This is a genomic window from Marinoscillum luteum, from assembly GCF_044005705.1.
In the GTDB taxonomy this organism is placed as follows: Bacteria; Bacteroidota; Bacteroidia; order Cytophagales; family Cyclobacteriaceae; genus Marinoscillum; species Marinoscillum luteum.
In genome coordinates this window covers 583,372-598,415 of sequence record NZ_JBIPKE010000020.1, presented here as the reverse complement: position 1 = coordinate 598,415, position 15,044 = coordinate 583,372, and the positions used below count along the sequence as shown (strand labels likewise).

The 15,044-nt window shown below is 45.9% G+C and carries 13 protein-coding genes; 9 read left to right on the top strand and 4 right to left on the bottom strand.

Translation table 11 applies throughout. The annotated features are described in order from the left end of the window. Nucleotides 1-266: 266 nt before the first annotated feature. From ACHKAR_RS20330 to ACHKAR_RS20290, 9 genes are all read left to right on the top strand, one after another. Nucleotides 267-848 carry a hypothetical protein gene (locus tag ACHKAR_RS20330; protein WP_395419232.1) on the top strand — a complete coding sequence of 194 codons (582 nt, stop codon included), beginning with the start codon at nt 267-269 and terminating at the stop codon, nt 846-848. Then, entirely contained in the window at nt 845-1,873 is a 1,029-nt protein-coding gene (locus ACHKAR_RS20325) for an alpha/beta fold hydrolase (protein ID WP_395419231.1), read from the top strand. Before ACHKAR_RS20330 ends, ACHKAR_RS20325 begins: the two co-directional genes overlap by 4 nt. Nucleotides 1,874-1,903: 30 nt before the next feature. Continuing rightward, a complete protein-coding gene (locus ACHKAR_RS20320; protein ID WP_395419229.1) occupies nt 1,904-2,830 on the top strand; it encodes an NAD(P)-dependent alcohol dehydrogenase in 927 nt (308 codons plus the stop codon). Between the two features lie 87 nt (nt 2,831-2,917). Continuing rightward, the gene (locus tag ACHKAR_RS20315; RefSeq protein WP_395419228.1) at nt 2,918-3,244 is read left to right on the top strand and encodes a hypothetical protein; all 327 of its coding nucleotides are present in this window, start codon (nt 2,918-2,920) and stop codon (nt 3,242-3,244) included. 105 nt (nt 3,245-3,349) lie between these two features. Further along, on the top strand, nt 3,350-3,940 hold the full coding sequence (locus ACHKAR_RS20310; RefSeq protein ID WP_395419227.1) for a hypothetical protein: 591 nt from the start codon (nt 3,350-3,352) through the stop codon (nt 3,938-3,940). A 243-nt stretch (nt 3,941-4,183) separates the two neighbouring features. After that, complete coding sequence (locus ACHKAR_RS20305) at nt 4,184-4,804, top strand: hypothetical protein (protein WP_395419225.1); 621 nt, start codon at nt 4,184-4,186, stop codon at nt 4,802-4,804. A gap of 1,094 nt (nt 4,805-5,898) precedes the next feature. Continuing rightward, a complete protein-coding gene (locus ACHKAR_RS20300) occupies nt 5,899-6,837 on the top strand; it encodes a hypothetical protein (RefSeq protein WP_395419223.1) in 939 nt (312 codons plus the stop codon). Between the two features lie 153 nt (nt 6,838-6,990). Further along, nucleotides 6,991-8,136, top strand: coding sequence for a hypothetical protein (locus ACHKAR_RS20295; protein ID WP_395419221.1), 1,146 nt, complete (start codon nt 6,991-6,993; stop codon nt 8,134-8,136). 132 nt (nt 8,137-8,268) lie between these two features. Beyond that, entirely contained in the window at nt 8,269-8,865 is a 597-nt protein-coding gene (locus tag ACHKAR_RS20290; RefSeq protein ID WP_395419219.1) for a hypothetical protein, read from the top strand. A gap of 147 nt (nt 8,866-9,012) precedes the next feature. Here ACHKAR_RS20290 and ACHKAR_RS20285 read toward each other — a convergent pair whose 3' ends face one another. The 4 genes from ACHKAR_RS20285 to ACHKAR_RS20270 form a co-directional block, all read right to left on the bottom strand. Then, nucleotides 9,013-10,395, bottom strand: coding sequence for a DUF4832 domain-containing protein (locus tag ACHKAR_RS20285; RefSeq protein WP_395419218.1), 1,383 nt, complete (start codon nt 10,393-10,395; stop codon nt 9,013-9,015). Nucleotides 10,396-10,489: 94 nt separating this feature from the next. Then, nucleotides 10,490-11,944, bottom strand: a complete 1,455-nt coding sequence (locus ACHKAR_RS20280; protein WP_395419216.1) for a hypothetical protein — start codon at nt 11,942-11,944, stop codon at nt 10,490-10,492. Between the two features lie 3 nt (nt 11,945-11,947). After that, on the bottom strand, nt 11,948-14,002 hold the full coding sequence (locus ACHKAR_RS20275) for a glycoside hydrolase family 36 protein (protein WP_395419214.1): 2,055 nt from the start codon (nt 14,000-14,002) through the stop codon (nt 11,948-11,950). After that, on the bottom strand, nt 13,974-15,044 hold the full coding sequence (locus ACHKAR_RS20270) for an amidohydrolase family protein (protein ID WP_395419212.1): 1,071 nt from the start codon (nt 15,042-15,044) through the stop codon (nt 13,974-13,976). The genes ACHKAR_RS20275 and ACHKAR_RS20270 overlap by 29 nt, the downstream gene beginning before the upstream one ends.

Genomic DNA, 15,044 nt, shown 5'->3' with positions numbered 1-15,044 from the left:
TCAAAACCAAAATGACGTAACGGGAAGAGAACGTCATTCCGGTTTCTGAGGCAGGAAGAATCCCGGATAGAAGACCTTTAAATCTTGTAACCCTTTCCTAAAATATTGTAACAATCCGCTCCCTCATCATTCTGATGTTTGTGCTATCAAAAGTTTAAACTAATGGTTCACAAATAGCTGATTACAGTAATGACCTCTTCAAGAACTGAGTGGACATCACCATTAAATGTGGATCGAATTCATTTCAAGGAATTAAACAGAGAAAGATGAAAGCATCTCAAATGCCACTTTTAATCCTACTACTGTGTTCCCTATCCGTTTTGGCTCAAGAACAGGACAGATCGAAGGCAAAATACGGGGAAAGAACTGCACTCAAAGTAGAATACTTCGGAGAATTGGTCCTGCATCCAGGCCTTAGTCTGGGCTTGGATTATACCATGGTCAGAAACAGTTGGGTCACCTTACATTGGGACACTGACCTTGGTGGTTACTGGCATCGCTGGAACAACACATCCGTTTTTTTGAAAACATCCTTCGGCTCGCGGTTTGCGGTGGGGCCTGTATTTGCAGATATAAACTTGGGTGTTGGCTATATGCACTCCTGGGCGGCTGGTGTCATGTATCAAAGAACTGAAAATGGTGGTGTGGAAAAGGCGGCCAATTTGGGCCATCCTCACTTTATGCCAAACGCATCATTTCTGCTGGGTTGGGATGGAAGCAGAAGAAATGCCCTGCCATGGACGATTCACATTGGCCCAGAAGTTTATTTACAGTATCCCTACAATCATATTTTCCTTCCGCATGTTGCCGCTAAAATCGGTTTCACTTACAAATTCAAACAACGATGAAAAAATTAGAAATACTTCTGACTTTCTCGCTGCTCATGCTCCTTGTCGCATGCAAAAAGGAAGATTTTTATCAAGGAGATCACTTCTTTGTGAAAAATGCAGGTGCGGAGATGCCTGTATATGTTAAGGGCAATATCCAATCCGGTACTTTCATTTTGTTTTTGCACGGAGGCCCGGGTGGGAATGCCTCGCTTCCTTCATTCATGCCAGTATCCAAAGAGCTCGAAAGCGACTATGCGTTTGCCTATTGGGATCAGAGAGGATCTGGTCTCTCCATTGGAAACCCCGATCAAAAAACGTTTACTGTTGAGCAATTCGTTGATGACCTTGATCTTGTGGTGGAGGCGATAAAACTTAGATATCATCATCCTCGCATTGTGTTTTACGGTATCAGTTGGGGAGGAGCTCTGGGTTGTGCCTATTTGAGTACTAAGGACTATCAGCAAAAGGTTGATGGATTTATCTGCATGGATAGTGGTCATAATCTCGTAGACGGACTTCCAAAATCTGTGGTATTTGTAAAAGAATATGCCCAGCGTCAGATCGACCAGAGCATTGATGTCGAATACTGGACAGAAGCGCGTGATTGGTGTGCAACCCAACCAGACATGACCAAAAAGGAAAACTACTTTAAATATGATGGTTACCTCACCAACACCAATGCTTACCGCAAAGACCCAAACCAGGTGGTTCAAGGCCCGGAAGTGGGTGCTACGGGCACAATGAATTCCTATCTGTCGCTCGCCATTTTCTTCAATGGTCAATATCTGGTGCCGCGCTTCAATATTTTAGAATTGAACCTCAGCGAAGACATGGCCAAAATCAAAACCCCATCGATTGTAATTTGGGGAAGACATGATGGTGTAAATACCATTGAAATGGGATATGACGCCTACCACAGTATTGGAGGTCCCGACTTTCAGGACAAGGAGCTCGTCATTCTCGAAAACAGTGCACACGAAGGATATATCGAAGAACAGGATTTGTTCATTCACACCTTCCGAAGATTTGTAAACGGACTTTAAATCAACTCATACGCTAAAAGAAATCAAACCATGAAAGCAATTGCCTACACCACCTACGGTCCACCCAGTGTGTTAAACATGGTGGATATTGAAAAGCCAACACCCCAACCTGACGAAGTACTGGTGAAAATCCATGCAACGACTGTCACTGCGGGAGATGTCCGCCTGCGCAGCTCAAACTTCCCTCCAATTGCCTGGATTTTTGTCCGACTTATTTACGGATTGTTCAGGCCGAAAAAGGAAATATTAGGCCATGAATTTTCTGGAACTGTTGAAGCCATAGGTAAGGATGTTGCCAGGTATAAGGTGGGCGATGAAGTGGTTGGCACTCCTACCATGCTCGCCACTGGTTCTTATACCGAGTATTTAAGTATTCCAGAAAACAGGAAAAAGGGTGTGCTGCGGTTAAAACCTAAAAGCCTTAGTTTCAATGAAGCCGCTGCTCTGCCTGTGGGAGGAATGACAGCTTTATTTCTTCTGGAAAAAGCAAAGCTCGGTAGAGGTCAAAATGTATTGATCTATGGCGCATCAGGAAGCGTAGGGACCTATGCCATTCAAATTGCTAAGGCGCAGGGCGCCAGGATAACAGCAGTATGCAGTGGTTCCAATTTGGACATGGTGAAATCACTGGGGGCAGATGCTACACTTGACTATAGGAGTCAGGATTATTCTTTGCTTGAGGAAAAATTTGATATCGTGTTTGACGCAGTTGGGAAAACCTCAAAATCAAAAGCTTCAAAAATTCTAAAACAAGAGGGACGCTTTGCATCGGTTCAGGCGCTCACCAGCCCTGGCCAGAGGCATCTGGAGGTACTCTGCGAACTTGCTGACAAAGGAAAACTCAGGCCATTTATCCACAAAACCTTTCCCCTGCAGCACATGGTGGAAGCTCATCAGTATGTTGACAAAGGGCGGAAAAAAGGGAATGTGGTTATCGAAGTGGACAATGACGGATGACTTCATCAAAACATGACAATAGAGGTATCATGGAAGTAGTGATATACCTATATGATGGAATGACCATGCTTGATGCCATTGGTCCCTATGAACCGTGCAGAGCTTCAAGACATCCGTGCAGCGTTCCAAGATGGCCGTGCAGTGGTTCAAGAGGACCGTGCAGTGTTTGAAGATAACCGTGCAGAGCTTCAAGGCAACCGTGCAGCGTTCCAAGAAGGCCGTGCAGAGCTCCAAGGCAACCGTGCAGCGTTCCAAGAAGGCCGTGCAGAGCTCCAAGGGAACCGTGCAGAGGTTCGAGACAACCGTGCAGTGCTTAAAGATAAGCGTGCAGTGTTCCAAGAAGGCCGTGCAGTGTTCCAAGATGGTCGTGCAAAGTTTCAAGATGGCTGTGCAGCACACTCCTATAGCCGATAATGGTTTGTTTGAAATTTAAAAACGGTTAGATTTGGTAACGTTGTAAGGCTTAACAACCATTGGTGGTTGTTAGCCTGTTGTTGAGGCCCATTGTAGCCAGATCAAATGAAATCAGAACTAAAAGAAAAACTCTCTTCGCTTCCTAACGACTTTTTACCAATTGAGAGATTTGTTAACAAATACGCTGAACGAGAATCCCGAATTGATAATCTTGGAACGATCCAACTAGCAAAGAATCCTGAATTTACTGAAGCCTATTTTATAAACCTTTTTGAGGGAGCCCAACAACTCTATTTTGACAACTTCCTAACTCAGTATAACCATGTAATTCCTGAACCTATAAAGAGTTTCTTACGAATTATGAATGGTTTCCATTTCTGCGATTTCAACATTTACGGTCTAACTCCAAGTCTTTATAAATCAACTGATGGACTTTTGGACAGAACAGTACTTCAACCATTGGATATAGGAACGGCTAACGAAGATTGGAAGCATGAATTCAAACGGTCTGACTTCCATTTTGGAAGCCGGTATTTTGACGATGAACAGAATTGCGGTTACTTCTTAGAGGGTGATATCATCCGAAGTTGCCTGACAACAGGCGAGGTTGTGGGAACTTGGACGAATTTCTCAGACTTTCTAACATCTGAACTGACGACTACCGAACAAAACGAAACAGGCCTCAACAATCACTAGCGCGAATATGCCTGTGTGCTTTCTGCCAGTCTCAGTGCAAATCGACCGCTTCACCGCCCATTCTGCTACTTTTATTTCCCTTCCCTCCTTTTCGTCTTTCTGGCTTCAGACTTGCGGAACGCAGTGCTTCGTAGATACTGTTGCGGGGGTTGGTCAGTTTCGCTAGTTTAGTGCTCTTTACAACTGGTGGGCATACTCTCGCTAGTTAGACGTTGGTATCCATTACAGAACTAGCAAATGAATTTGAGAAAAGCACTAATATTTCTGGCTGTATTAACAATTCTTGGCGGTGCAGGATACTTTTTAGTAACCATAAAAAGCTTTGCTGATGGCGTCATTGAAGACTCAAAAAGAATCGAGGAACTAAAAAAATCAGGTGCATTCGATGAACCAATAATTGTCTCAAAGGATTCCTTAACTCAAAATATAGTTGATTCAACTTCTCAAGAAGAAAGTGATCCTAAGGAATGGTTAACAACTACCATCACTGAGTTTTTTGATCAAAACTCTCATCATCATTTCCGGGAAATAACTACTGAAAAGTACGCTAAATATAAGCAAGATGCACTTTGTGTTGTTTATGACTGTGATAACTCTCTAACTGAAGAGGAATTCAAACAAAAGTGGAATGACACTTACGACATTACTTATGCTGGATTTGGAACAGGCTTTCTAATCGATCAACAGGATTGGTACAAGATTGTAGTAACGAAGTGCGAACTAACTGATCAATCAATACGGGGAACATATATTTTCAATACAGAAGTAACTGACACAGGTTTCGAACTAACACACTCGAACGAAATAACGGTCGTACTAACTGCTAACGGATTCAAAATTGATGATGTAAAGAGACAAAAATAGACGGATGCCAACAAGCGTAGCTGTTGCACAACCCCTCCAAAATCTAAACAAGATCGGTAGACTCCTTCTGTCCTTGTTGAAGTTGCCCCAACGAGCGAGATCCGCCGAGCGAGGGCTTCTCCCCACGATGGGCCTACACCTCTATAGCCGATAATGGTTTGTTCGGGATTTAAAAACTGCTAGATTTGGTAGAAAGCGGCTGGCAGCCAGGGTGGTTGTTGCCTGTTGTTGAGAGCCATTATGCGATACCTCATAGTTTTTCTGATAACACTGAATATTACTGAACCCTCATTTGGGTGTGTTTGCGAACCGATTGATTCCACGAATGTCCAAGATTGGATTAACGAAGCAGATTTTGTCGTGGTTGGTGAGTATTTGACGAACATCAACCCGAACATAGAATTACGCACTAAACGGAACGAACAGAATTTCGGGTTCGACATTTTGTTTAAAGTAACTTTATTAATCAAGGGAACACTTTCATCGGATACAATAGCATTGATTCAATTTGACAATGGTAGTTGTACCGAAACATTCGAACTTGGAGAGAGGTATGTAATCCTTGGAACTCAAATTAACGAATTCATTTGTCGAGACAATGAACTACCAGAAGTTGAACCTGATTCAACGGGCGAATATCCACCTTCGAACTTCCCACCTCCTTCTGGTTCAATAGACGAACAAGGGACTATGGGCTATTACTATTGTGATAACACAGAATCAGAATACTGGAATTCGATTGCAACGAACTATGCAACTGCATACGTATCGCACTGCACAGCCATATATGCGAACTCGAAAACCGGTAGACTAATAAAGAAGAATTAAACGGCTCTCAACAGGCGATATAGCGAATGGCCAAACTGCCTCTTTGATACTTCAGTGCGACTCGACCGTGAAGCTGCCCATTCTGCTGGCTTTTGTGCCTCTAACTACTTTTTTCTTTCTAGACTTTGACTTGCAGAACGCAGTGCATTGCGGATACTGTTGTGGGGGTTGGGCAGTTTCACTACTTTAGAGGTGTTTACAAAGGACATGGCCACTCGCCATATCTGATCGATATCAATTTCTCCCAGATCATAAATTTTGCTAAAATGAAAAAAATAAGAATCACAATTCTTCTACTTGTAAGTTGCTCGGTAGCTTGGAGTCAAACAAATACTTTTCCATCTTCAGGAAATGTTGGGATTGGTACCACTAGTCCAAATTATCATCTTCATGCTGTCGGCTCGGATAGAGCAAGATTTGAACAAACAGAAGGGGTAATTGATATTGTAGCATATGGATCTAGCGGGAATGATTTTGACAATACGGCTGGATTGTTTGCTTCTAATAGGAGTGCTTTATTAATGACTGGGCTTTCAGGGTCGGGTGACATCAAGTTCATAACCAGACCAAGTGGATATGTGGAACGGATGACAATAAAAAGTAATGGTAAAATAGGCATTGGAACCTCGAGTCCTAACTATCACTTTCATGCTGTCGGCTCGGATAGAGCAAGATTTGAACAAACAGAAGGGATAATTGATATTGTAGCATATGGAGCCAGTGGTAACGATTTTGACAACACAGCTGGATTATTTGCTTCAAATAAAACAGCGCTAATAATGACTGGACTTTCAGGTTCCGGTGACATTAAATTCATAACTAAGCCTAGTGGTTACTCAGAACGAATGATAATAAAGAGTAATGGCAACATAGGAATTGGAACTTCAAGTCCTGAGTCCAAACTAGCTGTAAATGGCCAAATCCGTGCAACAGAAGTAAAGGTTCTTGCTGACATAAGTGTACCAGATTACGTTTTTGAACCTAATTACGAACTTCGAACTCTTAAAGAGACTAAAGAATACATTGCGGAGAATAAACACCTTCCTGAAATTCCATCCGCTACTGAAATCGGTGAGAATGGAATTGATCTTGGTGACATGAATATGCGGCTATTGAAGAAGATCGAGGAATTAACGCTCTATCAAATACAACTCATGGAGGAAATGGAAGCCATGAAAAAAGAACTGCAAGAGCTTAAAAAGTAAAAGAATATTACAAGGGCTAAGGGTGAATGTGTCAAGGTGCTTTCTGGAAATTGCAGTGCAATTGGCTATGTTCAATGCTTCTAACTGAGGTAGGACACACTCACCTTAGCTGATTGTTATGATCAATTTCTGAACTTCAAAAATCACCTCAATATGAAAAAGACAGTTTTAATTTTTGGTCTAGCATTGACCACAATGACAGTTCGAGCTCAATGGACAGACAATGGAGACTACATGACAACCAATGACAAAGTTGGCATTGGTCTTAACCCGTCTGCGCAGTTTCAAATAAGGGCAGGGACATCAACAACAAGTTATTTTAATGGTGTGGCGATTTACAATAATCCGGGAAATGCCATAAGATCTTCTTTATCTGTCACATCAGACGACAATGGTCGAATCAACCTTTATAATAACGCAACAAGTCTAAAAGTTTTAATTAACAGTTATGGCGATTCATATTTTATGGGAGGAAATATTGGGATTGGAACATCTTCACCAAATTCCCCATTATCTATTGGCTATAATAATGCATCCAATCAATTAGCGTTCAAAAGAGCGGACGGCAATGAATCTTTTTTCATGAATATAAACTCTACAAATCAAATTCTTTTTAAGAATACTTCTGGAGGAGGGAGTTACGATTTTCAAACGAATATCAGTGGGCTAGGAATGTTATCTGCTCTTTTCATCGAAGGAAGCAATGGAAACATTGGAATAAACTCTAATGCCCCTTCAGAAAAACTCGATGTAAATGGAAATATTAAACTTAATGACTCGGGCAATAAGATTTATTGGGATTGGCCGAATAGAACCATTGAACAATATTCCTCAGATGGACAAAGTAGAATGATTAGGTTTCGGAATAGTATGGATCCTGGATCCAATCCTGATGGAGGTTTCGACTTTGCGAATTATGATGGAACATCGGTTATGAGAATTAATAATCATAAAGTTGCCATTGGAACAACTGATTTTTCAGGAAACCATAGACTTAGAGTTGAGGGCTCAATTGGAGCAAGAGAAATTAAAGTAGAAGGTGGACCGGGTTGGTCTGACTTTGTATTTAAGAACGACTACAAACTTAGGACTCTGGAAGAAGTTGAACAACATATAAGTGAGAAAGGTCACCTCCCCGAAATTCCAAGTGAAGCCGAGGTAGCTGAAAACGGTATCAACTTAGGTGAGATGAACGCCAAACTGCTTCAGAAGATCGAGGAACTGACGCTTTATTTAATAGAACAAAATAAGGAAATAAAGGAACTGCAAGAAAAAGTTAGGAGCCTTGAAAAGGAATAAAGATCATAACAGACAATAAAATTAAGCGCTTACCTTCTTCGTAGAAATTAGATGCAAGAATCGAAAGAAACACACCTTAAGCAAAGTTTGAGCGCACTCATTTTATTTGGGCGATATCTATCCAGTTAATCAATGAGAACAGCAAAACAAATACTAAATTTTCTCCTCGGTCTGGGAGTTCTCTTAGGATTGCTTTATCTCGTCTATAAGGCGATGATATATTTTGGAAGCAATTTGGGGGCAATTGATGCCAATGTTTTAGTTGCTATGATAGCCGGAACAGTTACTATAACTGGCTTTTTCGTTACAAGATACCTAGAGAAGAAAAAACTCATTGAACAACAACTAAGAGAGCAAAAACTTCCAACTTATGAAGAATTTATAGAATTCATTTTCAAAATTCTGAATGGTGAAAAGCTCAAAAAGCCCATGTCTGATAAACAGCTTCATGAACTCTTTTGGAACCTAAACAAGAAATCAATTCTTTGGCTTTCAGATCGATCCCTTGACTCATATGTGATGTGGAAATCAGCTGTCAATAACTACTCTACTAACCCCAATCCAACTAAAGAAGATGGACTTAAAATTCTTCTTCTACTTGAACAACTCTTTTTAGACTTTAGAAAGGATATTGGTCACAAGAACGCTAATCTAACTGAGGGAAAAATTCTATCACTTTTTATCAATGATTGGCCATTGAGAGATAACACGAACCAAGAAGGAAGCTAACAAATCCGCTAGGACAAATCCCCAAACTACCTTTTTGTTAGCTTCATCGGGACCGGCCCACGGAAGGGCACCTTCTGATGCCTCACCGCTTTTGGTCCCGATAGCTATCGGGATCTATGGTTCTGGATTTTTACTTTAGGAACGCAGTTATTCAGTGATCTCTACGGTTTGAAACAAGTCATTCCATCCGGTATGGCCGTCCCAAACATTTTCATTGGCCAGACGCACCGAATATTCAGGTCTTTCGGCAATTGACTCAAACTGATCAGCTATGTGAAGATGCAGCGCATACGTGCCTGTAGGTACATCTGACAGGTCTATGGTTTCTGCAATGTTGAATGACGCTCCTGGCCGGGCTTTGCGGATATCCACATCCAAAACCATGCGCACCGGGTCTCCGGACGCCGGGGATAGTACCACCGATACCGTCTTGTGATTGTATATGGGTGCCCATCCATGGTTGTACAAATAGAGGGCGATATCCAGTGGCGTGGATTTTGACACCACAGTATCGATGGTTGTGGAGTCCAGGGCCAGCCGGTAGCCCATATCCCGTTCAAACTCTTCAAAACAACCTTCACTTTTCCATCCGTCAATAATGGGTTTGTACCAATCCAGGTTGAGATAGCTCCATTTGAGTAAAGACATGGTCTCACGGGCTTCCTCACAGTCAGCTGCATCTACTCCGGAAGGAGGGCAGGTTTCACCACCAGTGGGCACATAAAATGCCTCCTGGCTGATGTAGTTTTTATCTGTGTTGGGGTTGTCGTAGGTACCATAGTCATCATAGCTGGCCATGAAGCAATCATTGTGATGACCTACACGTGCAATGTCTGCATCCGAATAACCTACCTCATCGGTCATGGCAGTTTGCTCCCCAAATATGTCACGCTTTTGACGTGGGGTTCTGAGTTGTATTTTTATTTCCGAGGGGATTACTTCCAGTAGTTTCGTGACTATGCGCTTTTGATTGGCCAGGTCCGTCAGGTTGTTGGTGGAGCTATGCCATTCACCCCAGAGCCCTACGAAACCAGCATTGACAAAGGCGATTACGTCTGCATTGGCTTCAAATAAAGGTTGCAGTTGATCTAAATGCCTTTCCACCACCTCGATAGGTGCATCCGTGCCATCATCAGAGTTGTTGGTGTATGCAAATCTCAGCACGCATTTTAACCCCACCGATCTAAGGTTATCCATGTCGGTTTGTATCAGGTCAAGTTGTGCCTGACTGAGGTCAATTTGTTTGAATTTCTCGAAATAGTAGAGCCGCCAAACCAGGCTGATATTGTCATTTCGAAGGCTTTGAAGCGAGCTTTGAGCAAGGGGTGACCCTTCGGAGAATGCTGCGGTCAAATGCAAAAATCCTCTTTCGGGATTGGGAAAAGACTCCATTGACGGAGTGTAGTGAACCGTGTTTGAGATGTTGGTATCAGGGTTTGAAGCCGGTGAGGGATTCTTGTCTTTACAGCCCACCAGGATACTTAAAAGAAGCAGCATCGTAGGTAGAATTCTGTTATATAAATTGGTCATGGTCTTTTTTTTAAAAGTTTAATTTCATTTGACTCTTCCTCTGTTGGTGTTGTCATCAACAGAAAGGTCAGCACTCGCCTGAATCAGGGGGGTATCAATACTCCACCATTATCGCCCCGATTTCTCCCTGAATGTCGTGGGCCTTTGCTTTGATCACCAGCATATCCCCTTGCATTTCCCAGCGCAGGATGCTGATGGCGGGGTTGTTGCTCTCCACCTGCTCCGGCTCGCGGGAGCTTCGCAGTTTGAGCTCCTGGGTGCCGTACAGGCACAGGTCTATTTTGGTCAGAGCCTCGCGCACCGTCAGCTCGAAGATCGTGCAGGTGTCTTCATGCCAGATTACCTGCTGCAGGGGCGCAGTGCCTGTTTCATACCTCAGCTCATAGGACTTTTGCAGGAGCTGCGGCAGGTAGAGGTGGCCGTAGCCCTCATGTTCGATATATGCCGGGATGGGCGCCCCATCGATGGTGGCTGCCGAGACATGCTCACCGGGTTTTAGGGGCACCTTCAGCACCATGTTGGCCGGGAAGTAGCCACGATATACATGGTCTGGCATCCGGGTGTTATCAATCTGCACCACACCGGTGCTGCGCTCCGTTACCTTCGTGTAGGTATTGTAGAGCCATTGCGAATGCATCTGGGCGGTGTTTTTGGCGCAATATCGATCTCTGGTGGCTTGCACGGCCTGGTAGTAATCAGCCCAGCGCTGAGTGATGTCTTTTTGCAACTCACCTTCGGCTGCCAGCAGGTTGGGCCAGTGGGTTTCTATGTAGTCGGTGGGCTGCGCCTCCAGCGGCGTGGTAGGCAGCTTGCCCATTTCATACCAAAGGTTGCCGTAGTTGTAGCGGTTCATCACATGCACCCGGTGATCAAAACCGCCACCATTGGGTTCGGCAGGCGGGTTGCATTCGGGTATTTGTGTGAAATCCGTGTTGGCATAGCGCACGCCATAGTCACTCAGGATACTTCCCGAGCTGTAAGGCCCCTCCGGGTCCCAGTGGTAGCTGTAGGCACAGGGTACAAAGCTTTCAGGGAAGGAATGACCATTGTCCTGCGAGAGTCCGTACTGCTTCAGGATGCGGATGTAGCATTCCACATGGGTGCGAATCTCTTCCTCCGGCCAGGGGTGATGATCCACGGTGTTGTACCATTCGGCACGTCTGCGTTTTCCGGCTTCCGGCCAAAACTCATGTCCCACTCCATGCAGTCCAAACTCAAGGTGGGCAGCTTCCTTTTTTACAAATTCCATGATGTCCAACTGCAAGTCGGAGATGAGTGCGTCGTTGTTCCACTTTTCACGCATGTGGGTGGTGGTAGGATAGGCGCCCAGAAAGTTTTCCCGGTCCATCTCACTCAGGATGAACAACCCCTGCAGGCGAACACCCGCTTTTTGAGCCAGGTCCACCACTGCCTCATAGTCCTTCAGGGTGATGTTTCTGTTCATGCCCAGCCGGTAGGGCCCGTAGCCACCTTCTCCGTCATTCTGGCCGTTGATCCAGCCCAGGTCGTCTATAGCGATAGCAAAAGGTCTAGGGAAAATGATCTGCATGGATTATTTCGGATAAGCTTCAATTAAAATAAAATTGCTGAATTTCAGCTTCAATTCGGGTGCTTCTTTGGTGACCGTGCCTAAAGAAACCTCGTGGAAGTAGTCGTTGATCACATAAGTGTCTGCCGTCAGTCCGCGAAGAGTCACCGGCCCGTCCCACGCTGCGGCATAGAAGGCATAGTGGAGCGTGTCTCCCTTTTGGATCACGTGTGCTTCCGGCAGGTCATACCCTATGTCGTACAAGCCGCCCAGGTAAGTTTCTTTGGAGAGCATTTTTTGGTTGTAAAGGTCAAACCACTGAGCCCATACGCGCTCCTTTTCGGGGGTGAGCAGATAGCTCGCCGAGGCAGTAGGATTGTCTGCAGGCCAGGTGAATTTGGTGCCCAGCACGGCGCCCACTCCAAATGAGCTGGCAAAGTCATTGCCGCCATCGCTCAGCTCCACATGATCACCGTAGTAGGCCGTTTGCGGAATTAGGGCCTTGTAGGTTTTGCCTTTCAGGCGAATCTGCCAGGAGGAGGTAGGGTCAGAGGATACCGCCTGATTCATATGTGGCATGTTGAAAAATGACATACAGGTACCACAGGGGCAGTTTTCAACCACTGCATCGGGTTTGATGTCACGGGCTTGCTCATAAATAATCTTGAAGAACTCGGGGAGTTTTTCGGGTGCCAATATCGGGTCTTCCAGCCCGCTGAGCGGGTTGTGGTTCGGGGCCACGGCATTCATGTGCTGGCCGTCCATTTTCAGCCCGTCAAAGTCCCATTCATTCAGAAACAGGTTCACGACTTCCTGTGTGTGGGCAATGGTCTTGGCATGGGTGGGCGAGAGGTAGTAGGCATCCCACCAGGTGATGTATTGGGGTGCCCAGTCTTCAAGGTAGAGTCGCATATCGGGGTGGTTGGTCAGGAGCTTGCTGCCCGGGTCGGCGGCCAGGGGTGCCCACCACAGTTTGGCTTTCAGCCCATGACTGTGAATGGTTTTCACCAGGTCCTTCATTTGTTCGTCGCCACCGGGAAACTTCTGTTGGTTGGTATGCCAGTCTCCCTCTGCCTGCTGAAATCCATCATCCAGCACGGCCCATTTGATCCCCAGGGCTTTCACTTTCGGTAAGGTGCCCAGCACTTCTGCGAGGGTAAAATCCCGCTCATACCCCCAGGCACACCAGATGGGCTCAAAGGCCGCTGGCTCTGCCGGTGGAAAGCTGATGCCCTTGGCCTGCATCACCTCGGAGTATTGCTGCAGGCCGTTGTAATAATCCCCGGAGTGCAGCATCACGAAAGTTTCGAGTGTCTGGAGCGTATCTCCAGGCGCCAGGTAGCTGGGGTAGTCAAAGTCCTCGCGTACACCTACCCGGAGCGATCGTTCGTTCACTTTCATCTCTGTGGGCAGCGACACCAGCTTGGGTGTGGTGGCCGTATGGCCTATGGCGATGCCTGCGCTTCTGTTCCAGACGTCCGTGACGGGGATGCCCCCACCATAGTCTGAGCTGTTCATGCCCAGGTAGTTGTCCTGATAAAAACCGGGATTCACCGGCTTGATCCAGTCTGCCCGTGCACCGGAGCTGCTCCCCTGAAAAGCCCAGAAAGGAGGTTCGTCCTGCGAAAAGAGGTGGTAGCCATTGTTGACCCAGCTTTTGTAGGTAAGTGGCTGATCTGATTCATTGATGTAGCGCACTTGTGTGGTGATGAAGTTCGGGAAAGCTTCATAGACGGTCAGTACAAGCTGTTTGGTGATGCCCGTGCCTGTGTTTTTACCGGAAAAGGAATGCCTGACCCCTTCCCCAAGGGAGGTGGTGATGGATGTTTCTTCGTAGGCCGAAAGGTCAAAGTCAGTCAGCTTTTCTTCAGAGAGAATCAGGTACTCAGTTGGCTGAAAGCCCTCCATCAGGTCTTTGACGTCCGTTTTGGTGGATTGTAAAGACGTATGCAGTTGGTGGTTGACCCGCAAAGTGAGGTCACCGCTACTGATGATGGTCTCCTTTTCGGCACAAGACCATGATCCGCTGATCGCCAGGAGGAGGAATGTCTTAGTCCAGTATTTTTTGAGCGTTTTCATAGTAGAGCTTTTTGAGGATGGAATCAGACAGGCCAAAGCCATAGAGCGGCCAGTGGTAGTTGAAGTATGCTGGCTGGTAGAAATGCTCATCTTCCGTTTCCAGGATTCTGAATACAATTTCATACATCTCAGGTTCGCTACCCATGTCGGTACCAAAGAGGAGGCGATCCTGATATTGAGTGTAAAAGGCAGCCATAGTTCGTGGGATCGTGGCGGTTTCACCATAGCGGGCCGAGATGTCTGCATGCAGGTTGGGGAAGCGGTCCAGAAGGCTGCCCAGTATGGATAGGTCTGCACTGCAGTTGGCAAAATGGCAGGCGATAAAAGTCGTCCCGGGATTGGCCCTGAGGGCTTCTGCTAAGGTCTGAATTAGTGCTTCGTGTAGCAGGATGCCTTCCCATTGCTGATCGATGCGCCATTTGAAGCCGTTCATGAGACCGTCGTTGGTGGCGTCCATGGGTTCATACATCCAGGCGGGCTCAGCCACGTGGATATTCACTGGCATGCCCAGTTCGCCGCATCGTTTTAGGAGCGGTTGCATTCTGGGATCGTTGATGTGCATTCCGTAGGCAGGCGTGGGATGCGAATAGGTGAGGCCCAGGCCTTTATCTCCCAGTTCGCCTACGCCGATAGCTCCCAGGCTGTGGCATCGCTCCAGTTCTTTGATGGCCTTTTCCGTCCATCCCGGCTCATTGTAGCCCGTATAGTCAAACCCGCACCACAGCTGAAAGCGCTCCCCAAAAGCCCCATAAACCTCCCGCAGGCTGTCAAATTCAGCACCAGTGGCATAGGTGAGGATCATGGTTTGTTCGATTCCGGCACTATCCATGCTGACGATCCACCGCTGCAAATCAGCAGCCGTGAGTGCGTACGGGTGTGAGTGCATATCGATCACCGGGAAACGGGCCCTGGTAACTTTGCTTTCCGGAATATTGAAAATAGATCTGGGCTGGTAATCTTTGAGCAACAGGCTATCGGGAGATTGCGCCAGTAGCTGGCCCGAGATCATTGTCCAGAAAATGATCCATGCTGCCCGGCCCAT